Here is a 19,739-nt window from a genome sequence, read left to right as displayed (position 1 = left end):
TTGTGCCATAAATGGCACAAGTGCAGCGCTCTCGGGCCGGAATGGGCAGACTTGTGCCATAAATGGCATAAATGCGGCCCTGCCCCTCGAGAGGCAGAAGATGCACAGAATCGATACTGAAGAAGTAGGCCTATGCTTCCCAAGTCGCTTTCTTGCACAAAGCGTGCGCTAAAACAAAAGAACATGCGAATGCGCGCTTAGTTGAACGCTATCCTACCGAGTGCGCACCACAAAAAAAGCGGCGCTTAGTTGCGCCGCTTCACGGAGTCGCCGGTGATCAGCGAGACATAGATGCGTTCGTGCTCGACGGGCTCGCCCTGGATCATGCGGAGCAGCTGCTCCGCCGCCATCGCGCCCCAGCGATGCTTCGAGTAATCGATTGTCGCCGGGCGGGGCTGGAGATAACGCAGAAGATCGATGTTGTCGAAGCCGATCAGCGACAGCTCCTCTCCTACCCGCACGGAGGAGCCGGAGTCTGCGAGGAAGTGGTACAGGCCGATCGCCATCTCGTCATTGAGACAGAATACGCCGGCCGTACCGTCCCACGACTCGACGATCTGACGGCCTGCCCGCTCGCCCGTCGCTTGCGTGAAGTCGCCTTCGATGATGACTGCCTCCACCTCGGGATGACGGTCGAGCGTCTGTCGGACAGCGATCATCCGCTGACGGGAGTCGAAGCTGTCCGCTGGGCCGGTCACGATATAGAGCTTGCGGTGGCCGGTCCCGATCAGATGATCCATCGCCAGATTGGCGCCGGCTTTGTTGTCGAGCAGCACTTGATTGATCTCGGGATGGTGCAGCTCGCGATCGAGGACGACGAGTCGATGACCGCGCTCGGCGAACTCCAGCAACTCCGCATCGGAGAACGCCGCATCGAGGATGATCGCCCCGTCGATCATCCGCTCCGGCAGCAGCCGGTGCGACTGCTTGCCGCTGCAGACGATGAGATCGTAGCCCTTGCGATTCAACACTTCCTTCATCCCCTGGAGCAACTCGCCATAGAACGCCCCGATAAAATCCGTCAGGAACGCGCCGATAATAAGCGATTCCTGCTTTTTTAGCTGCCTGGCGGCCGCATTCGGCCGGTAGTTCAGCTCCTTTGCCACCGCCAGCACCTTGGCGCTCGTCTCGGGCGTCACCTTCGGATTGCCGTTCAGCGCATAGGAGACGGTCGAGATCGACACGCCGGCTTCGCGGGCGATATCCTTGATGCTGACCACTAGCCATTCCCCCTTCTTTTATAATCAATCCCTGTCATCGCGTAACTGCAAAAATACCTCTATTTATACTCCAAAGCGGGTGCAAACGGAATTTTAATGCAAAAGTGCAGTTGTTTTTGGAAAACGGCACAGTAGGAGGCAATTTCACCTCAATTAAGTGCACATTTGCATTTATTTCCCTGTTCTCACCCCGTTTCGCCGCAAATAAAGGTACTTTTGCATTTGTCGCTGCAAAACCGATCTTTTGAACTTGCACTTTTAGTCCCCCAAAAACATCTGTTTCCATCATAACATCGATTGCGCAGACCACAACCCTTTGCTCGCCACTCCTATGCTCAAGCTTCGATCGTCAGCGTCGACGGCTCCTGCGCCGATCAAGCTTCGATCGTCAGCGTCGGCAGCTCCTCCGCCAATCAAGCTTCGATCGTCAGCGTCAGCGGGTCGCCGTTCGCAGGAGCCAAGGCTTGCAGCTGATCGAGATCAAGCGACACGCCGGTGGCGCGATAGGGCCCGGGCAGACGCGTCAGCGCCAGCTCCCGATCGCCGGCGGCGATGCGAGCGATCGGCTGATTGTCGCCGCTGAGCCGGTAACGCAGCAGTACTGGTATGCCGGCTATCGCGAACCGGAACGTCAGGCCGTCGAGCTGCTGCGGCAGCACCGGATCGAGCTCGACGCGGCGTCCCGTGACGCGCACGCCCAGCACCTGACAGACGAGCTGCTGCATATAGATGCCGGGGCCGCTCGAGTAGATCCGCCAGCCGCCCTTGACGGACGCTTCGCCGGTCCGCAGCTTGGCGAACTGCTCGGCCGCTTCGGCACGGGTGGCGAAGTTGCCGTCGGAGCTGCTGAAGTAGGCGTTGCTCTGGCGCAGCTCTGCGCCCGGCACGACGTCGGCGAGGCCGATCGGGTTGATCACTTGCAGACCTTGCCATGCGTCCTGCGGCTTGCCGAGCTTGGCCATCGCCTCGATGTAGCGGATATGGGCGTGCACATATTGCAGACCGATCTCGCGGCCGAAGTTGGCCGCTTGCTCCGCCCGCTTGAAGCGATGGCTGACGCCGCCCTCATAGGCGGCCGGGCGGTCCATCAGGCGGACGCCATCGGGATAGCTCAGCTCCTCATGGATGAGCGAGTAGTGCGCAGCCGCCTGCTCAGGCGTGATCAGACCGGCGATCATGCTGCGGGTCATCGGCAGCAGCCGGTAACGGATGCCTGTCCGCTCATCGCTTGGATGGAGCCATTTCACGGGCTCTTCGCCGTCCTCCATGTACAGGAAGCCGGGGATGATCCGGTCCGGGTCCATATAGCGGTGGAAGTCGGAGCGGATCGCCGTCGCCATCGCCGCCAGCTCGGCTCCCAGCGCCACAGTCTCCGGCGCAGCGGAGGCGGAGAGCAGACGACCCAGCCGCTCGGTCGACTGGTAAGTGAGCGCCACCGTCCAGCTGCTGACCATATCGGCTCGCAGCTCCGGCCGCGCGGGCTGCAGCGTGTCGTCCCAGTCGCCGTCGCCGTAGCTCGACAGCGAGGTACCGGGCCGGCAGTGGCGGCGGATGTAGTCGAGCTGCCGCTCTACATGAGCGCGCAGTGGATAACGCTGCTCGGTGAAGGCGAAGCTGTCTTCGTCCGTGTAGGGCAGCTCAAGGTCGAGCACGCTCTCGTCGCCAGTCGCCGCCAGATAGTCCCCGAGCAGCTTCAACGGCCAGACGATGATATCGCCATGGCTCTCGTGCTGCTGGATCTCGCTGTACTGATCGAACATGAACCACTGCGGCCAGGTGCCGGAGTGCTCATATTGATGCGAGTAGACGGTGGCGAGGATATCTCGTACCGTATCGGTGCGCTGCATCGCCAGGAAGTATTCCGCCGGTCCCTGACAGACGTCGCGCGTGCCCCAGGCCGCGCCGCCATATTGCTCGAGGCCGTGCGGCGATGCGAAGTGAATGAGCATGTTGTGCGTATACCAGCGCGCCAACAGATCGAGCCTCCTCACCGCCGGATCGTCGCCGGGATGCTGGAGACGGAAGCCATTCATCAGCCGCTCCAGTGCCGCGCGATAAGCAGCCTTCTCCTGCTGCCAGTCCGGCTGCGGGAGAGGCTGACACAGATCGCCTCCATCCAGACGGCCCTCGATGATCAGGCTCCAGTCGGCAGACGCGTCAGTCTCCAGGACGAGCAGCGGCATCTCTTGCGGCGGCAGGTCCGGCATGAGCCGGCGATCGTCGGCGGCGCGCAGCGTCGTCCCGTGAGCGCCGATGCGGAAGCTTAGTCCAGGATAGGCCGCAGCGGAGGGAGCATCGGCCGCTGCGGCGACCCGCCACCCGCCGTCGCACGGCTCCAGCACATAGCTGCCCTCGTACTCGCGCTCGCGCATCGTGATCTGCGCGGTCGCCAGGTACCGTCGTGCGGTGCCGCTTTGCGACTCGACGCGCAGTCCGGCGAGCGGCGTATCGGCGCTCGTATAGCTCGTGATGACGAGCGTATCATCCGCCAGCGCATAGATCCAGCGCGCATAGTTGTAGCCAATCTCGAACAGACTAGGCATGGCTAGCATATGGAAGCGGCCATCCAGCTCGGCGTACAGCCGCAGGCCGGATAAGCGGGCGGCATTAAGCGCGCTGCGCGTATGGCTGATCAGCTTGTTGAACGACGTGTTGCCGAGCACGAGCTGCGAGTGGAAGACGCCGTACATATAGGCTGTTGAGGCTAGCGGCGTCTCGCCGACCCGCTCGGGAACGCCGCTTAGCAGGATATGACCATGCGGACGCTCGGTGCGCAGCTCCTTGTCTTTCAGTACGATGTGCTCGCCATCCGGGAGGAAAAAGCTGAGCAGGCGGCCGTCCCGCCACTCCTCCTCGATCCGTTCCGGATAGAGACGGTCCAGCTCAGCCGTTGTCAGCGAGCGCGCCGACACAGGATCGCCCAGATCTTCGGCGCGCTGCGGCATCGGCGCGCCCTCGCCACTCGGGCGCGGCTCATCCTGGATCTCGCGCCAGGCCGCCTCGACCGTATCTCCGAATGCCGCTTCAGTTACCGCCTCGGGGGGGTCTGCCCGGAACAGTCCGTAGAAGACCGTGCGCGCCCGTCCGTCCGTGAACAGCGGCTTCGCCTGCAGCGAGGTATACGCGTTTTCGTACTGATAGACCTGGCTCGGCAGGAGCTCGCGGCGTAGTGCCTCCGGCTCGCCGCTCTCCTTGTAGCTTAGGCCAAAAAACTGGAACCCGTCGGTCGCATACGCGACAGCGCCGTCCAGACAGCCTTGCTGCAAGTAGGGAAAGCGACCCGCTTGCGGCTGATTTTGTCGGGAGCAGACGACCCAGCCCTTGCGCTCGTCGCGATGCGCGGAATGATCGATGTACTGCGCGTTGTACGCTTCATTGCTGCGGACCGCGCCGGGCGACGCGAGGCCAAGATCCTGGCCGTAGAACAGATCGACGTCCGGGCTTGGCGCGCCGGCAGCCGCTTCTAGAGCGATCTCCCAGAACCAGGCGCCGCGTGCGCTCAGCGAGAATACGACCTCGTAGCCGATCTCCCCCGCCTGGCCGCGCCAGCGCAACCGGTTGCCAAGCCGGTCGATGCGACTGTCGGATCGTACGCCGAGCAACGGATAGACCTCATAGCCGCGCTCCTGGCGCAGGCGAAGATAGAGCTGATTCAGGGAGCCGTCGTATGGGTGAGTGAGCAGTTGGTTGAGCATAAAGCCATCGCCTGTCGCCTCGTAGAGGTCTCCGGCAGGATGGAAGATGAAGCGGAGCGGTCCGGCTTGCAACCGGTAACCGGCTTCGCTGTAGCTGGTGGCAATAGCAGTCATGGTTAGCGCCTCCTCATGAAGGTTAATGGTGAAGTAAGGGGGTTCAGCGCCTATTCGAAACGTTTCTATTGTTTGTGATAAAAGTATAACCGGAGCATCGATTGGAAGTCAATTCACAATTGAATGCGGATTCACCCTAAGAAACGCCTTTTCCTTTGCTTAAATGTAGAGAAAAAAACGAACAAAAAAGACTTGAATGCGATTTCATTCTGTTCTATAATGTGAATCGAAACGTTTCACCAAGTGTAAGGGGCTCTCAAAACAGATGCGGGAGGAATAAAAATGAATGAGCAAAAACGAACTCGTCGGGAATCCGGGACCAACGATGAGCTTTGTCGTAAAATTCCAAGCGGGTATAACGGCAAGGCAAATGCCCGCTTGGAATTCAAGAAACTCGCAATAACAACCTTGGCTGCCGTGATGCTGCTGGCAGGCTGCTCGTCCGGAAACGGCGGCGGTCAAACCGGAGAAAACGGCGCTTCCGGCGATACCGGCGGCTCCGGCGACAGCAAGGTAACGCTGAACGTCTGGGCGATGGGAGACAGCAGCAAGCCGATGGAGGAAATGGCTGCGGCTTATACAAAAGAGAACCCGAACGTGACGGTCAAGGTACAAGCGATCCCGTGGGGCAGCGCGCATGACAAGCTGCTGACGGCGGTAGCCTCCAAAAAAGGTCCCGATGTGCTCCAAATGGGCACCACCTGGATGCCGGAGTTTGCCGCGGCTGGCGCGCTTCATGATCTGAGCGAAGACCTGTCTAGCTATCCGGAGCTCGCGGCGGACAATTTCTTCGAGGGGACCGTCACCTCGACGCAGTTTGACGGCAAGACGTACGCGGTGCCATGGCTGGCAGAGACGCGGGTGCTGTTCTATCGCACAGACGTGCTGCAGTCGGTCGGTTATGACAAGGCGCCGGCGACGTGGGATGAGCTGTTGGACGCTTCTCGCAAGCTTACGGAGCGCGGAAAGGATATGTACGGCATCGGTCTCGATCCGAAGGAGCCGACGCTTAACTTTATGTTCGCCCGCCAGAACGGCTCGGAGCTGATCAAGGACGGCCAGGCGCAGTTCGATCAGCCAGCCTTCAGCGAGACGGTGACGTATCTGAACGAATATTTCACGAATGGCTATGCCCCGGTCGACTTGGGCCTCGATACGTCCCAGACGTTCGGGGGCGACGGTATGGTGCCGATGTTCATTAGTGGTCCGTGGATGATCAAGACGATCGCGGATCAGATTCCGGAGATCGAGGGCAAGTGGGCGACAGCGGTACTACCGTCCAAGGAGAACAATATGAGCTCGCTCGGCGGCTCCAATCTGACCGTATTTAACTTTAGCCAGCAAAAAGAAGAAGCCGTCAAGTTCATCGCCTTCCTGAGCCGTCCGGAGAACCAACTGGCCTGGATGAATCAGACCGGCGAGCTGCCGGCAACAATGAAAGCATGGGAGGATCCGCAGCTGGCTGACGATCCGAACGTCAGCGTCGTCGGCGAGCAGCTCAAAAATGCCGAGCCGATGCCGCTCGTAGGCGCATGGGACAACATCTCCCAGAACTTCCTGAAAACCTTCGAGCAGATCTATCGCGCCGGCGCCGACATCGATTCGCAGCTGAAGGACTTCAACGCACAAGCGCAAAAGCTGCTCGATCGTTAAGCGGCAGCCCAATCGATGGTCTCCAAGCCAATAGATTCTGCGCTGCGCGCCGCCCGGCGGCGCGCAGCGCTACGGGATTGGAGTTCGCCTGACTCGGCGGGGCGGCGAACCAACGTTCCAGGTTAAGCAAAGGATGTGAAAGCGATGAAAGGCTCCTCGAAGATCGCGCCTTACGTATTTATCGGGCCGACGCTGCTGCTGCTGTCGATCTTCTCCTTGCTGCCGATCGCAGTAGCGCTCTATATCAGTCTGACCGACATGGACTTGGCAGGCTTGGCCGACTACGCCAATATATCTTTCGTCGGCATTAAAAACTACATGGATGTGCTGGGAGATCCGGTATTCCTCGTCGCGCTTCGCAATACGCTCGTGTACGTGGTCGTCGGGGTGCCGCTCATCATCATGTTCTCGCTCGGCGTGGCGCTGCTCATCAATTACGGCCGTTCGAAGCTGTTCAAAACGTTCCGTATCATCTACTACTTGCCGTCCGTCACCAATATCGTCGCGGTAGCCGTCGTCTGGAGCTACTTGTACAATCCCGGCATTGGCCTGTTCAACTACGTGCTGACGACGCTTGGCTTCGACCGGGTGCCGTGGCTGACCGATCCGACGATCGCCAAGTTCTCGCTCATCCTGATGGCGCTGTGGCGGGGTATCGGGCTTAATATGATCATCTTTATTGCTGCGCTGCAGGGGATCGACCGCTCGTATTACGAAGCGGCGGCGATCGACGGCGCGAGCGCCTGGCAGCGCCTGACGCGGATCACCTTGCCGCTCATGCGCTTTGCGATCTTTTTCGTCTCGATTACGACGATGATTGGCTGGCTGCAATTTTTCGAGGAGCCGCTCGTCATGACCGAGGGCGGACCGCTTAACGGAACCGTATCGGCGGCGCTGTTCATCTATCAGAACGGCTTCCAATATAGTCATTTCGGCTATGCGGCAGCGGGTTCGTTTATTTTGTTCTTCATCATCATCGCCGTGACGCTGCTGCAGCTCCGCCTGCAGCGCAAACAAAACGAGGAATAGGAGGGGAGTCAGATGGCTGCAGCTACCAAAGCGAAAGGACCGCAGACGAAGGAAGACCGGCTGTTCCAATGGGTGGCAGGTACTGTGCTGTCGGTGTTCGGTATCTTCATGCTTGTGCCATTCGCGTGGATGATGCTATCCGCCTTCAAGACGGAGGCGGAGATCAAGCGTCTGCCCCCGACCGTATGGCCCGAGACATTCACCTGGGATAACTTCGGCCGCTTGTTCACCGAGATGGACTTCGGCACGTACCTGACCAATACGCTGCTCATTACGCTGTTCGCGTTTGTCGGCTTGCTGCTCAACGCGATGGCGGGGTTTGGCTTCGCCAAGTATCGGTTCAAGGGGCGGGAGAAAATGTTCCTGCTCGTGCTCGCGACGATGATGATCCCGGGACAGGTGACGATGATCCCGGTCTACCTCATCTTGAACAGCGTCGGTCTCACCAATACGATGCTGGGCATCGTGTTGCCCGGTTTCAGCAGCGCCTTCGGCATCTTCTTGTTCCGCCAGTTCATGTCGACGCTGCCCGACGAGGTGATGGAGGCGACTCGACTGGACGGGGCCAGCGAATATCGGATGTTCGCGCAGATCGTCCTGCCGATGTCCAAGCCGATCCTCGCGGTGCAGGCGATCCTTACGTTCATCGGCGGCTGGAACAGCTTCCTGTGGCCGCTCATCATCGCCAACGACCAGAAGCTCTATACGCTCTCGGTCGGTCTGCAATTGCTCAAGGGCCAGCACGGCACCAACTTCGCCTTGCAGATGGCCGGCGCGGCATTTATGGTCGTGCCGATTATGATCGTGTTCATGTTCTTCCAGAAGCAGATCATCGAGAACTACAATATATCGGGCATTAAGTAACGGGTATCCTAGCAATGGCCACCAAGCAACGGTGTCCGATGGCACACGAAAGAACCTCCATTCTGGCATTTCGGGAATGGAGGTTCTTATTTTTGCTTCTCAGCACATGAGAATGTTGAACAGCGCAGATCCGTTATTTTATCCAAAGAGTTTAGGGAGTTAGCGGGTCATACTTGCTCTCAAAAGGGGACTTATAGTAGTCCTTACAGATGCTCCCGGTTCACTTGCTCGTTGCGGATCATCTGCTCGAGCTTTTCGACGAGTCGTTCATGCTCTGCGGGAGCTTTCTTTAGACGGAACCAGGCGCGGCGTTGCTCTTGCTTCAGCAACTTAAGCATATATTGCTTCTCCTTCAAGGTGAACATCGCCTCGGCCTCCTCTTCGCTTCTCGCGTTTCTCCTTCTATTGTACTGTCTCACCTGAGGGCGAAGCAAGGCGCTGCGCGCTGTGGGCATGAGCAGGCTCCCAAGGACACAAAGGGACCCGCAGCAAACGGGCTGCGGGCCAAAAGTCGTGCTATATCAAAAAAGGGGGTTGAGTAAAGTATAACCGGACGATGTTAATGGATGATGAAGTGCACATTTCAATTTGATTACAAATCCCTTACGTAAGCTGCAATGTTTGGGGAACTTGCTTCGCTATGTTAAAATAAAGGGAGTTTCGGTGATGTAATCGTGAACACTATACCTGGAGGGATGAGACATGACGAGAGATCAGGACGAACTTCGGCGCAAGCTGTCGCCGATGCAATACAAGGTCACGCAGGAGAATGGCACGGAGCCGCCGTTTCAAAACGAGTTTTGGGATCATAAGGGCGAAGGCATCTATGTCGATATCGTCTCCGGCGAGCCGCTGTTCAGCTCATTGGACAAATTCGACTCGGGCTGCGGCTGGCCCAGCTTCACGAAGCCGCTCCGAGAGGAGCAGATCAAGGAGAAGACAGACAAGAGCCACTTTATGATCCGCACCGAGGTGCGCAGTACCGAGGGCGACTCGCATCTGGGGCATGTGTTCCCTGACGGACCTCAGCCGACCGGTCTCCGCTACTGCATCAATTCGGCGGCGCTTCGCTTTATCCCGCGCGAGGAGCTGGAGCGCGAGGGCTATAGCGACTTCAAGAAGTTGTTCGAGCAATAGCCCGTGCCTCGGGTGTATAACTCGCCTACAGTCCGAAGAATTATCGTCTATCTGGCATTGGGCATCACGGCAGGTCTGCTAACGCTGATTTTTTACGAATTGGCCGAGCAGCTGCTAGAGGACGAATTGGTCGCCTTTGACGATATGGTGCTGTACTATCTACAACAATGGGCAGGCTCCTCCGACGCGGTCGTGATGATGATGCGCGGCATCACCCGGCTAGGCGACGGCATCGTTCAGACGTTGCTGTGCGTCATTGTCTGTGCCGTCCTGTGGCTGCGTGGCAGCCGTCGGAACTCGACGATGCTCGCGCTTTGCCTGAGCGGCGGTTGGGTGCTCAATTATACGCTTAAGGCGTGGTTTGGCCGGGAGCGTCCGGGCCACGAGTTTCTCGTCGATGCGGCGGGCTTCAGCTTCCCGAGCGGTCATGCGATGGTGTCGATCTGCTTTTACGGCATGCTCGGTTACTTGCTCTATCGACGATTGCGCGGTCGCTGGCCGGTGAGCTGGCTGTTCCCTGCAGCAGCGCTCAGCCTGGCGATTGCCATCGGCGTCAGCCGAGTGTACCTCGGCGTTCACTATGCCAGCGATGTAATCGCGGGCCTTGCTGCGGGCGGGATCTGGCTGATCTCCTGCATCATCAGTCTGAAGCTGCTCCGTCTGTACCGCTAGATGCCCGCTGCCCGCTGCGGGATAGGAGAGTAGGCCCGTCATGACCCGCTTGCGCATTGTGCCAGGTCACAGCACGGATGGCCTGCAACATAAGTCGGGCGCATCAAAACAAGCCCTCCCATTCGCGATAGTCGTGACGGGAAGGCTTGTTTTGATGTGCTCTCGGACTGCTATCCGGGCGCTACTCCCAGTCGCTCCACCCCGGTGGGGCGGCTGGGAGCATGACGGGAACTTCGCTACATGTCAGCGATCTGACGATCGCATGCCAAGGTTCGGCGAGCAATCAGGCGGCTACTAGAGCGACCACGCGGCTCGCTAGAGCGACAGCTCCAGGATGCGCCGCACATCGGCCTGCTCGAGGCGGCGGAAAGCGCCGATCGGTCCGTAGCGCACGGCCTCGGCTGCCATCCGATCGAGCTGGTCGTCGCCGATGCCGAAGTCGGCCAGCCTCGACGGCGCGCCGATGCGAGTGAAGAAGTCTCGCGTTGCCTCGATGCCCGCCAGCGCGAGCTCCTCGTCGGAGCGACCAGCCCGCTCGATGCCCCAGACGCGCTCGGCATACTGCGCGAATCGGGAGACGCGGGCGGTGTAGACATAGCGCATCCAATTCGGGAACAGTACGGCCAGTCCGGCGCCGTGCGCGATGTCGTAGATGGCGCTCACCTCATGCTCGATCATATGCGTCGCCCAGTCGTTTTGCATGCCTGTGCTGATGAAGCCGCCATTAAGCGCGACGGTGCCGCACCACATCAGATTGGCTCGTCCGGCTGCATGCTCGGGGTTATCGAGCACAGGCTCGGCGTTCTCGATGACGGTCTGCAGCACCGACTCACAGAGACGCTCTTGCAGCGGCGTATGCTCGGTCTGGCTGAAGTACTGCTCGAATACATGCGACATAATGTCGACGATGCCGTTGATCGTATGATCGCGAGGCACGGTATAGGTAAGCGTAGGGTCCAGGATGGAAAAGCGCGGATAGACATGGATGCTGCCAAAGGAGCGCTTCAGCTGCGCTTCCCAGTTGGAGATGACCGAGTTGCCGTTCATCTCGGAGCCGGTCGCCGCCAGCGTCAGGATCGCTCCTAGCGGCAGCGCGTCCTGCACGACAGCCTTGCCTGAGCAGAAGTCCCACATGTCGCCATCGTACTTGACGCCTGCTGCGATTGCCTTGGCGGCGTCGATGACGCTGCCGCCGCCGACGGCGAGGATGAACTGGATGTCGTGCTCGCGGCAGAGCGCGATGCCTTGATTGACCGTCGACAGACGGGGGTTCGGCTCGATGCCGGACAGCTCGACGACGCTGACGCCGGCTTCACCGAGCGAGCGCATCGTCTGATCGTACAGACCGGTGCGCTTGATGCTGCCGCCTCCATAGACGAGCAAGACGCGCGAGCCGTAAGCGGCCGTCAGTTGGCCGACCTGGGCAGCCTTGCCCTCGCCGAATACGATCCGGGTCGGATTGTGAAATTGAAAGGCATTCAACGGATTCATTCCTCCTTGGTAGGTAGTGATGCGGATACGTAATCTTATTGTAGCACTGGGAGACGAGCCGCTGTCAAACGGCAGTGCGGGCAAGACGGGAGTTTTGTAAATAAACCGACCGTAAGCTCCTCGCGAACTGTGCTATAATGGGCAGAGCTAACAATGAAGCTGGCGCGCATGCGCCGGGACGGAAGGAAGATGGACGGCATGCTGGGACTATCGCGTATCGCTTGGAGACGGAATCCGGTGCCGCCGGAGCGGAGGCTGTCGCGGGATGCAGTGACGTCGCTCATTATACACGGCTGTTTCCAATTCGGCGCGTCGATGTCAGGGCTTTTTCTCAATCTCTATCTGTGGCGACTTACCGGAGATCTGCTCGTCAACGGCGTCTACAACATCATCGTCTTTTTCGTGACGCCGTGTGCATTTGCGCTAGGGGGCTGGCTGGCCAAGAAAAAAGACCGGATGGTGACGTATCGGCTCGGAATCGTCCTGATCGCCCTTTTCTACCTTGGCGTTATCCTGGCGCAGGAGCGGGTCGTCGACTTCTATGTCGGTTTTGCGGTGTTCAGCGGTCTGGCGCAGGGCTTCTACTGGACCGGTTATCTGGTGCTTATGTACGATGTCTCGACCGATACGAACCGGATTCGCTTTCTGGCGATCAATATGATGGTTTTCAACGCCGCCGGGCTCGCCGGACCTGCCTTGGCCGGGTACATCATCCAGCTTAATGAAGGGCTGTCTGGCTACGTGGTGACGTTCGGAATCGCCTTCGTCAGCTTTTTCGTAGCGGCGATCATCAGCTTCCGCATCCCGGTGATCGACTCGCATCACCGGACATACTATCTCAAGCTGGTCGGCGCAGTGCTGAAGCGCAATCGCCAATGGCTGCTGGCGCTGATCGGCTTCCTGGTAATGGGGCTGCTCCAGGGGATCATGCTGTTCCTGCCCAACATCCTGCTGTTCCAGACCGTAGGCCGAGAGGACCGGGTCGGTTATCTGGGCGTGCTGTTCGCATTCCTGACGGTCGTCACCGGCTATATGATCTCTCGCAAGGCTCGCGAGGAGCACGCGCATCGTTATGTCACGCTGTCGTCGCTTGGCGTCATCGCTGGCGCCTCGGTTCTGTTGATCGATATTAGCGCGTGGTCGGTCGTGACGTTCATGATCGTCTTCTCGCTCTGCAACCCGCTGACGGTCAACACGCTGACCTCCTATTACTACCGGATCATGGGCACGCTCCCGTTGAAAGGCCAGCTGCGCATCGAATCCGTTGTCATGCGCGAGCTGTTCCTCAACGCCGGCCGCGTCATCTCGATCTCGCTGCTGCTCGTGTTCGCCGGCGGGGTCGACTCCGCCATGCTGCCAATCGTCCTGGTCGCGGCAGCGCTCATCCAGCTCAATCTGATCTGGCTGGTGAAGCGGCGGTAGCGGCGAGCTGGCTGAAAGTAGAGAGTGATCTCGTTTACTCTCCACTTCCGCTGGATGAAGGCAAAGGGTGAATAGCTTTACCCTCTGCCTTCACTGGCTGATAGATCAGGCAGGTTCCACCCAGCCTGATCTATCAGCCTAACCTACGATATTGCAACGGCGTTAGGCCGGTCCGCTTGCGGAAGGTGGCGACGAAGTGGCTCGCATCGCGGAAGCCAACCTGCGTTGCAATCGCGGCGACGGTCGACTCTGGCTGGCCGACCAACAGCTCCTTGGCTTTGCGGATGCGCAGGTTGAGCAGGTAGGCATAAGGGGAGAGGCCAAAGGCGCGTCGGAACAGCTCGCTCAGACGGCGGCTGGAGAGGCGGAGCCGCTCGGCTAGCTCCTCCAGACCAAGCGCCGGATCGGCCAGCTCGGCATCCATTGCCTGCAGCGCCGGCCGCAGCTGCTCTAGCAGCAGAGAGAAGGCGCCGCCGCTCTGGGGTTTGCCGTATTTGCCCAAGGTCACCAGGAAGCTATACACTTCGCTGGACGCCTGCAGTCCGAACACATCCTCCGTCTGCTCCAGCTTCTCCAGCAGCGCCTCGAGCCGCCAGGGCTTGTCCGCCTCCCACCGATAATAAGCCGAACGATCCATATCCAGCGACCGCAACAGCACAGGGGCCAACGGGCCATCAAAGGTTAGATACATCGTCTGCCAGAGCCCCGAGGTCGACTCATAGCTATGTGGGATATGCGGCATCAGCAGGACGCCGCTGCCCGGGGGCAGCGCGAGCGTGCGGCCCTCGAAGCGGATGCGGCCTTCGCCGACTGCCGTCTCGATCCAGTGATAATGCGGAAAGCCCGCCGGTCGGTTGATCGGCTCCTGCGCGGTATTGTGGCCGATGCTCTCGGCGAACAGGGGGAGCGAGCCCTCCTGGAAGGGCGTCAGCTGGAGGCGACGATGGGGGCGGATCATGGGCGTAATCTCCTTCTAATAAGATGTGGCGGAGCGTTAGGGGCGGGCGCTGCCAAGACTTCCGGATTATTATATGCCTGGGCAGATATCTTATATATAACAAGAGCTGATGATGTGTATACAATGGTCATATCGTTACATTCCATCTTAAAGGAAGTGTCTGTCATGATCAATGCGAAGCTCCCGAAAATCTGGTATGGCGGCGACTATAATCCCGAGCAGTGGGAGGCGGACGCCTGGGACGAGGATATCCGCATCTTCAAGCTGGCTGGCATCGACGTCGCGACCCTGAATGTGTTCTCCTGGGCGATGATCCAGCCGGACGAGGACACCTATGATTTCTCCTTCCTCGACGAGACGATCGATCGACTGTACCGGAACGGCATCTACACCTGTCTGGCGACCTCGACCGGCGCGCATCCGGCCTGGATGGCCAAGCGTTACCCGGATGTGCTGCGCGTCGACTACGAAGGACGCAAGCGCAAGTTCGGCGGACGTCACAACTCCTGTCCGAACTCGCCGACCTACCGGCTGTACAGCGAGCGGCTGGCGGACAAACTGAGCGAGCGCTACAAGGATCATCCCGCCGTCCTCATCTGGCACATCTCCAACGAATACGGCGGCTACTGCTATTGCGACAATTGCGCGGCGGGCTTCCGGACCTGGCTGCAGGAGCGCTACGGCTCGCTGGAGAAGGTGAACAAGGCATGGAATACCCGGTTCTGGGGCCATACATTCTATGATTGGGACGAGATCGTGCCGCCCAATGCGCTAAGCGAGGAGTGGAACGGCAACCGCACGAACTTCCAGGGCATCTCGCTCGATTACCGTCGCTTCCAGTCCGCGAGTCTGCTAGAGTGCTACAAGCTGGAGTACAATGCGGTGAAGAAGCATACGCCCGAGCTGCCGGTGACGACCAATCTGATGGGCACCTACCCGGAGCTCGATTACTTCGAGTGGGCCAAGCATATGGATGTCGTATCCTGGGACAACTACCCGTCGCTCGACACGCCTTACAGCTATACGGCGATGGTCCACGATCTGATGCGCGGCTTGAAGGGCGGTCAGCCATTCATGCTGATGGAGCAGACGCCGAGCCAGCAAAACTGGCAAGCCTACAACTCGCTGAAGCGGCCGGGCGTAATGCGGCTGTGGAGCTATCAGGCGGTGGCGCGGGGCGCCGATACGATCCTGTTCTTCCAACTGCGCCGCTCGATCGGCGCCTGCGAGAAATACCACGGCGCGGTCATCGAGCATGTCGGCCATGAGCATACGCGCGTATTCCGAGAGTGCGCCGAGTTGGGCGGGGAGCTGGCCACGCTGTCCGATCAGGTGCTGGACGCGCGGGTCGAGGCGAAGGTCGCGATCGTCTTCGACTGGGAGAACCGCTGGGCGGTCGAGCTCTCCAGCGGACCATCGGTCGCGCTGAAGTATGTGGACGAGGTGCATAAGTATTACGACGCGCTGTTCCAGCAGAACATCCAGGTCGATATGATCGGCGTCGAGCAGGACCTGAGCGGCTATGACATCGTCATCGCGCCGGTGCTGTATATGGTGAAGCCGGGTTATGCGCACAAGCTGGAGGCCTTCGTGAAGGGAGGCGGAACGTTCCTGACGACGTTCTTCAGCGGCATCGTCGACGAGCGGGATATCGTCAAGACGGGCGGCTATCCGGGCGAGCTGCGGTCGTTGCTCGGCATCTGGGCGGAGGAGATCGACGCGCTCTTCCCGGGCCACACGAACCGCATCGTCATGGAGCAGCCTTGGGGCGAGCTGGCGGACAGCTATACGTGCAGCATCCTGTGCGATCTGATCCATAGCGAGGGAGCTGAGGTGCTGGCGCGCTATGGCGAGGACTTCTACCAGGGCATGCCGGTGGCGACGGTCAATCGATACGGCGAGGGCAAGGCGTATTATATCGCCTCGAGTCCGGACGCCGATTTCTTGCAAGGGCTGCTCGCCAACCTGTGCGAGGACAAGGGCATCCGGCCGCTGCTGCCGCGCAGCGAGGGCATCGAGGTGACCCGCCGCGTCAAGGACGGCCGCGAGCTGCTGTTCGTCCTCAACCATCAGGCCGCGAGCGGCACGATCCAGACCGGCGAGGTCTTCTACACCGACCTGCTCACCGAGCGGACGCTCTCCGGCGCCGTCGAGGTGCCGGCCAAGGGCGTGCTGATCCTGGCGCGGGACGAGTAGAGCGAGTTAAGTCGAACGGGCGCTGAGGCAGAGGCGCTCGGAATGTTTGCTTCGGCGCGTTCGCTAAGGAGGCGAGCAGCTACAGCTGGAGCATTTAGTTGAACGAACAGGCACCGCGATCGCGGTGCCTGTTATTGTTGTTGCTGCTGTTGGAGGGCAAGGGGTGTGCGGCGAGCCGTGGGCGAATGAGCCAACTGGCCCGCGCCAACTAATTTAATGCTTTTGCAACGGGATGTTCACATTCTTGCTCTTATTTCGACTGCGGTAAGATATAATAGAAGAGACAACTTCCGCAGAATGCCCGTATGTTGGCTGCGATATACTTTCATCGGACGGGATGGGATAGCGTGCAGGAATGGATGGATGCTTTAATTGAGCAGCTCGTTTCGATGACAGGCCTGGATGGCTATTCGTTGCTGCTGGTGACCTTTCCGATGGCGCTCATACAGGGCACCATTACGATATTTCCTTTTGCGACCTTGCTGCTGCTGCACATCTCGGCGTTTGGCTGGTTCGAGGGGATGATGGTTAGTTGGGCGGCCGGGACGCTTGCGAGCATCGCTTGCTTTTACCTGAGTCGGACGTTGCTGAGCGGCTGGATCGATCGGCGCTTCGGCGAGCGGCTGCTGAGATATCGCTCATGGCAGCGGCGCATGAATCATTATGGCGTGTGGGTGGTTATCCTACTGCGTTCGTTGCCGTTCGTGCCGGGCAATATCGTCTCGATCATGGCGTCGATCTCGCCGCTCAAGCCGCTTGCCTATATCTGGTCGACGACGGTGGGGATGTTCTCGCAGGTGTGGCTGTTTATGCTGCTGACCGCCGAGGTAGTCTTCCCGGAACGCGATATCAAGCCGATGTGGCTTGCTTATTTTACATTTTGCGGGGTGCTCGTGCTTATTCTAATCGTCGTGCTGCTGCTGGATCGTCAGCAAGAGCAGACGAGCTCGGAGCTGTGACCGTCTCGGTGAGGACAGATGGAGAAGCGGACATTTCTTTATGACCGGGGCTGGTCTATAATGAAGGAGACATTGATAGATCTGGAGGAGCGTAACGATGAAAAAACTGAAATTGGTTCAACAACTGTCTGATCTGGGGGTCGTGGCGGTGCTGCGCGGCGAGACGCCGGAGGAAGTCGTGGAGATGGCGGAGCAGGCTATCGCTGGCGGCATCAAGGCGATCGAGGTGACGATGACGGTACCGTTCGCGCTACGGGCGATCGAGAAGCTGGCGGTCACTTACTCCAGCACGGCTACCGATCCGGCCAAGCATGCGGTCATCGGAGTAGGCACGGTGCTTGATCCGGAGACGGCACGGATGGCGATCCTGAGCGGCGCCGAGTTCGTCGTCGGGCCTTCGCTTAATCCCGATACGGTGCGGTTATGCAATCGCTATCGCGTACCGGTCATGCCCGGCACGATGACGGTGCGGGATATCGAGCAGGCACTGGAGCTGGGCGTCGATATCGTCAAGCTGTTCCCCGGCAACCTCTACTCTCCGGCGATCATCAAGGCGATCAAGGGTCCGCTGCCGCAAGCGAACATTATGCCGACCGGCGGCGTCTCGCTGGACAACCTCGGCGAATGGATCAAAGCAGGCGCGGTAGCTGTCGGCATCGGCTCCGACTTGACGAACGAAGCGGTTAAAAAAGGCGACTACAGCCTCGTCGCCAAGCGGGCGGCGCAATATATCGACGCTTACAAAGCGGCGAAGGCGTAATCGAACGCACGGAGATAGCGGACGAAACGTTGCTGCGGAACGAATGGCCCATGCTGGGCGTAACTTGAGCATCTTGCTGCCGCATGGGCCATGCTGTTCTATTCACTTAACTGCATTTTGCAGTTAGCGGTGTGGCTTGAGCGTGCGAATTACCTGATTGGCCATGGGCGGATAAGGCGTTAGCACGCATGCCATGGACAGCGAGTAACCAGAGACAGGCAACCGATGCCTGTCTTTGCTGCTTTTGCGGCCAGGACGGCAGGCGGTGGCCAGCGCATCCGTGTCTTTTCTCCCCTGCCGCCATGCATCTTCCATCCCGCGACCTCTCTTCCATGCCAGGCCCAGTTTTCGCCGAGCCCAGACAGGGTAAGGAGAGACATGCAAGCCATACGTTCCATACCTTCTGAAAGGGGACTACACGTGATGCTCACACTACATAATCAACGCTATTGGCATGTCTATGTCGGGACATATCAGGGGGCGGGAGAGACGTCGATCCGTCATCTCCTGTTCGATGCGCAGGCCGGAAGTTTGCAGGAGGACGTAGGCGTCCAGGGCGCGGAGCGGCCTTCCTTCCTGGCGGTCGATCAGGAGCGCAACCGGCTGTATGCGATCTGCGAGACGGAGCAGCCGGAAGCGGTCGGCTATCTGCTCGACCCGCAGAGCGGCCTGCTCGAGGAGATCAACCGTCAGGCATTGCCGGGGATGCATGCGTGCTATGTGAGCCTGCATCCGTCGGGCGCATGGCTGTATGCGGTCAACTACTCCTCCGGCGATGTCTGTCTGCTGCCGATCGATGCCGAGGGACGGCTGGGCGCCATCGCCGACCGCCACCAGCACAGCGGTTCGGGGCCGCGCCAGGATCGACAGGATGCCGCGCACCCGCACTCGATCGTCACGGAGCCGTGGAGCGGACGGCTGCTTGTACCCGATCTTGGCATAGATCGCATCTACGTATACGAGCTCGACCCGGAGGCCGGCCGTCTCCAGCTCGTGCATCAGGCAGAGACGCCAGGCGGCGCCGGGCCGCGCCATCTGGCGTTCCATCCGAGTCAGCAGCTCGTCTATTGCGCCGATGAACTGAGCTCGACCGTATCCTCCTACGACTATGATGCAGCAGACGGCAGCCTGCGCCATCGGCAGACGGTGTCCACATTGCCCGCAGATGTCGATGCGCAGACCAACACCTGCGCTGACATTCATATGAGCGGCTGCGGCCGTTATCTGTACGTCTCCAATCGCGGGTATGATTCGCTCGCGACCTTCCGCCTCGATGAGGACGGCAGCTTGACATTGATCGCGTGTCCGTCGGTCCAGGGCAGGACGCCGCGCAATTTTGCCGTCGTCCCCGACGGACGTCACATCCTCGTCGCCAATCAGGACAGCGACTCGATCATCGTCATGGCCGTAGATGAGGAAGGCGTGCCGTCGCCGCAGGGGGGGCGCTTCGAGCTCGCGTCGCCGGTCTGTCTGCAACTGGTGCCCCGGATGGAATAACGAACAAGCGTTGGCGGCACAGTAGGAATCAAGTATAATGAAGGCAGACATCAGCAAGACCGGGAGGACTGC

At 59.6% G+C, this 19,739-nt stretch carries 16 protein-coding genes and 1 pseudogene; 10 read left to right on the top strand and 7 right to left on the bottom strand.

Annotated elements, in window-relative coordinates; all coding sequences use genetic code 11:
• Positions 1 to 245: 245 nt before the first annotated feature.
• The 3 genes from PA598K_RS17635 to PA598K_RS17625 form a co-directional block, all read right to left on the bottom strand.
• Positions 246 to 1,220 (bottom strand): LacI family DNA-binding transcriptional regulator, encoded by a 975-nt coding sequence (locus tag PA598K_RS17635; protein WP_128658232.1) that lies wholly within the window; start codon positions 1,218 to 1,220, stop codon positions 246 to 248.
• A 34-nt stretch (positions 1,221 to 1,254) separates the two neighbouring features.
• Complete coding sequence (locus tag PA598K_RS17630) at positions 1,255 to 1,476, bottom strand: hypothetical protein (protein WP_185602058.1); 222 nt, start codon at positions 1,474 to 1,476, stop codon at positions 1,255 to 1,257.
• 157 nt (positions 1,477 to 1,633) lie between these two features.
• On the bottom strand, positions 1,634 to 5,029 hold the full coding sequence (locus PA598K_RS17625) for a GH36-type glycosyl hydrolase domain-containing protein (protein ID WP_128658230.1): 3,396 nt from the start codon (positions 5,027 to 5,029) through the stop codon (positions 1,634 to 1,636).
• Positions 5,030 to 5,449: 420 nt separating this feature from the next.
• Between PA598K_RS17625 and PA598K_RS17620 the strand changes: the two genes are divergently transcribed.
• From PA598K_RS17620 to PA598K_RS17610, 3 genes are all read left to right on the top strand, one after another.
• Complete coding sequence (locus tag PA598K_RS17620; RefSeq protein ID WP_185602066.1) at positions 5,450 to 6,682, top strand: sugar ABC transporter substrate-binding protein; 1,233 nt, start codon at positions 5,450 to 5,452, stop codon at positions 6,680 to 6,682.
• 144 nt (positions 6,683 to 6,826) lie between these two features.
• The gene (locus PA598K_RS17615) at positions 6,827 to 7,711 is read left to right on the top strand and encodes a carbohydrate ABC transporter permease (protein WP_128658228.1); all 885 of its coding nucleotides are present in this window, start codon (positions 6,827 to 6,829) and stop codon (positions 7,709 to 7,711) included.
• A gap of 12 nt (positions 7,712 to 7,723) precedes the next feature.
• Complete coding sequence (locus tag PA598K_RS17610) at positions 7,724 to 8,575, top strand: carbohydrate ABC transporter permease (RefSeq protein WP_128658227.1); 852 nt, start codon at positions 7,724 to 7,726, stop codon at positions 8,573 to 8,575.
• A 203-nt stretch (positions 8,576 to 8,778) separates the two neighbouring features.
• On the opposite strand, the gene PA598K_RS36255 is transcribed toward PA598K_RS17610, so the two are convergent.
• Positions 8,779 to 8,940: a hypothetical protein gene (locus tag PA598K_RS36255; protein WP_185602057.1), complete on the bottom strand. Its 162-nt coding sequence runs from the start codon at positions 8,938 to 8,940 to the stop codon at positions 8,779 to 8,781.
• Between the two features lie 358 nt (positions 8,941 to 9,298).
• On the opposite strand from PA598K_RS36255, the pseudogene msrB reads away from it, so the two are divergent.
• Positions 9,299 to 9,712: pseudogene (msrB, locus tag PA598K_RS17605) on the top strand (peptide-methionine (R)-S-oxide reductase MsrB); the annotation flags it as partial.
• 3 nt (positions 9,713 to 9,715) lie between these two features.
• Entirely contained in the window at positions 9,716 to 10,384 is a 669-nt protein-coding gene (locus tag PA598K_RS17600; protein ID WP_128658225.1) for a phosphatase PAP2 family protein, read from the top strand.
• A gap of 315 nt (positions 10,385 to 10,699) precedes the next feature.
• On the opposite strand, the gene PA598K_RS17595 is transcribed toward PA598K_RS17600, so the two are convergent.
• Positions 10,700 to 11,866 (bottom strand): iron-containing alcohol dehydrogenase, encoded by a 1,167-nt coding sequence (locus PA598K_RS17595; protein ID WP_128658224.1) that lies wholly within the window; start codon positions 11,864 to 11,866, stop codon positions 10,700 to 10,702.
• A 162-nt stretch (positions 11,867 to 12,028) separates the two neighbouring features.
• Between PA598K_RS17595 and PA598K_RS17590 the strand changes: the two genes are divergently transcribed.
• Positions 12,029 to 13,297 (top strand): MFS transporter, encoded by a 1,269-nt coding sequence (locus PA598K_RS17590; RefSeq protein ID WP_260405468.1) that lies wholly within the window; start codon positions 12,029 to 12,031, stop codon positions 13,295 to 13,297.
• 133 nt (positions 13,298 to 13,430) lie between these two features.
• Here PA598K_RS17590 and PA598K_RS17585 read toward each other — a convergent pair whose 3' ends face one another.
• On the bottom strand, positions 13,431 to 14,255 hold the full coding sequence (locus tag PA598K_RS17585) for an AraC family transcriptional regulator (RefSeq protein ID WP_128658223.1): 825 nt from the start codon (positions 14,253 to 14,255) through the stop codon (positions 13,431 to 13,433).
• 165 nt (positions 14,256 to 14,420) lie between these two features.
• Between PA598K_RS17585 and PA598K_RS17580 the strand changes: the two genes are divergently transcribed.
• The 3 genes from PA598K_RS17580 (at position 14,421) to PA598K_RS17570 (ending at position 18,170) form a co-directional block, all read left to right on the top strand.
• Entirely contained in the window at positions 14,421 to 16,451 is a 2,031-nt protein-coding gene (locus PA598K_RS17580) for a beta-galactosidase (protein ID WP_128658222.1), read from the top strand.
• Positions 16,452 to 16,798: 347 nt separating this feature from the next.
• Positions 16,799 to 17,410 carry a TVP38/TMEM64 family protein gene (locus PA598K_RS17575; RefSeq protein WP_185602056.1) on the top strand — a complete coding sequence of 204 codons (612 nt, stop codon included), beginning with the start codon at positions 16,799 to 16,801 and terminating at the stop codon, positions 17,408 to 17,410.
• Positions 17,411 to 17,507: 97 nt separating this feature from the next.
• Entirely contained in the window at positions 17,508 to 18,170 is a 663-nt protein-coding gene (locus PA598K_RS17570) for a bifunctional 2-keto-4-hydroxyglutarate aldolase/2-keto-3-deoxy-6-phosphogluconate aldolase (RefSeq protein ID WP_128658220.1), read from the top strand.
• Between the two features lie 123 nt (positions 18,171 to 18,293).
• Here the strand turns inward: PA598K_RS17570 and PA598K_RS36250 are convergent, their stop codons facing one another.
• The gene (locus tag PA598K_RS36250; protein ID WP_185602055.1) at positions 18,294 to 18,485 is read right to left on the bottom strand and encodes a hypothetical protein; all 192 of its coding nucleotides are present in this window, start codon (positions 18,483 to 18,485) and stop codon (positions 18,294 to 18,296) included.
• Positions 18,486 to 18,593: 108 nt separating this feature from the next.
• Here PA598K_RS36250 and PA598K_RS17565 point away from each other — a divergent pair, with 108 nt between their 5' ends.
• The gene (locus tag PA598K_RS17565; RefSeq protein ID WP_185602054.1) at positions 18,594 to 19,667 is read left to right on the top strand and encodes a lactonase family protein; all 1,074 of its coding nucleotides are present in this window, start codon (positions 18,594 to 18,596) and stop codon (positions 19,665 to 19,667) included.
• Positions 19,668 to 19,739: the final 72 nt, after the last annotated feature.

The sequence above is a fragment of the Paenibacillus sp. 598K genome, assembly GCF_003851045.1.
Taxonomy (GTDB): Bacteria; Bacillota; Bacilli; order Paenibacillales; family Paenibacillaceae; genus Paenibacillus_D.
This window is presented reverse-complemented; position numbering and strand designations above follow the sequence as displayed.

Bases quoted from the DNA above. Each gene is read 5' to 3' on its own strand.
- PA598K_RS17625 (WP_128658230.1), bottom strand. From the start codon at position 5,029: ATGACTGCTATTGCCACCAGCTACAGCGAAGCCGGTTACCGGTTGCAA.
- PA598K_RS17620 (WP_185602066.1), top strand. From the start codon at position 5,450: ATGCTGCTGGCAGGCTGCTCGTCCGGAAACGGCGGCGGTCAAACCGGA.
- PA598K_RS17615 (WP_128658228.1), top strand. From the start codon at position 6,827: ATGAAAGGCTCCTCGAAGATCGCGCCTTACGTATTTATCGGGCCGACG.
- PA598K_RS17610 (WP_128658227.1), top strand. From the start codon at position 7,724: ATGGCTGCAGCTACCAAAGCGAAAGGACCGCAGACGAAGGAAGACCGG.
- PA598K_RS36255 (WP_185602057.1), bottom strand. From the start codon at position 8,940: ATGTTCACCTTGAAGGAGAAGCAATATATGCTTAAGTTGCTGAAGCAA.
- PA598K_RS17590 (WP_260405468.1), top strand. From the start codon at position 12,029: ATGAAGCTGGCGCGCATGCGCCGGGACGGAAGGAAGATGGACGGCATG.
- PA598K_RS17585 (WP_128658223.1), bottom strand. From the start codon at position 14,255: ATGATCCGCCCCCATCGTCGCCTCCAGCTGACGCCCTTCCAGGAGGGC.
- PA598K_RS17580 (WP_128658222.1), top strand. From the start codon at position 14,421: ATGATCAATGCGAAGCTCCCGAAAATCTGGTATGGCGGCGACTATAAT.
- PA598K_RS17570 (WP_128658220.1), top strand. From the start codon at position 17,508: ATGAAAAAACTGAAATTGGTTCAACAACTGTCTGATCTGGGGGTCGTG.
- PA598K_RS36250 (WP_185602055.1), bottom strand. From the start codon at position 18,485: ATGGAAGATGCATGGCGGCAGGGGAGAAAAGACACGGATGCGCTGGCC.
- PA598K_RS17565 (WP_185602054.1), top strand. From the start codon at position 18,594: ATGCTCACACTACATAATCAACGCTATTGGCATGTCTATGTCGGGACA.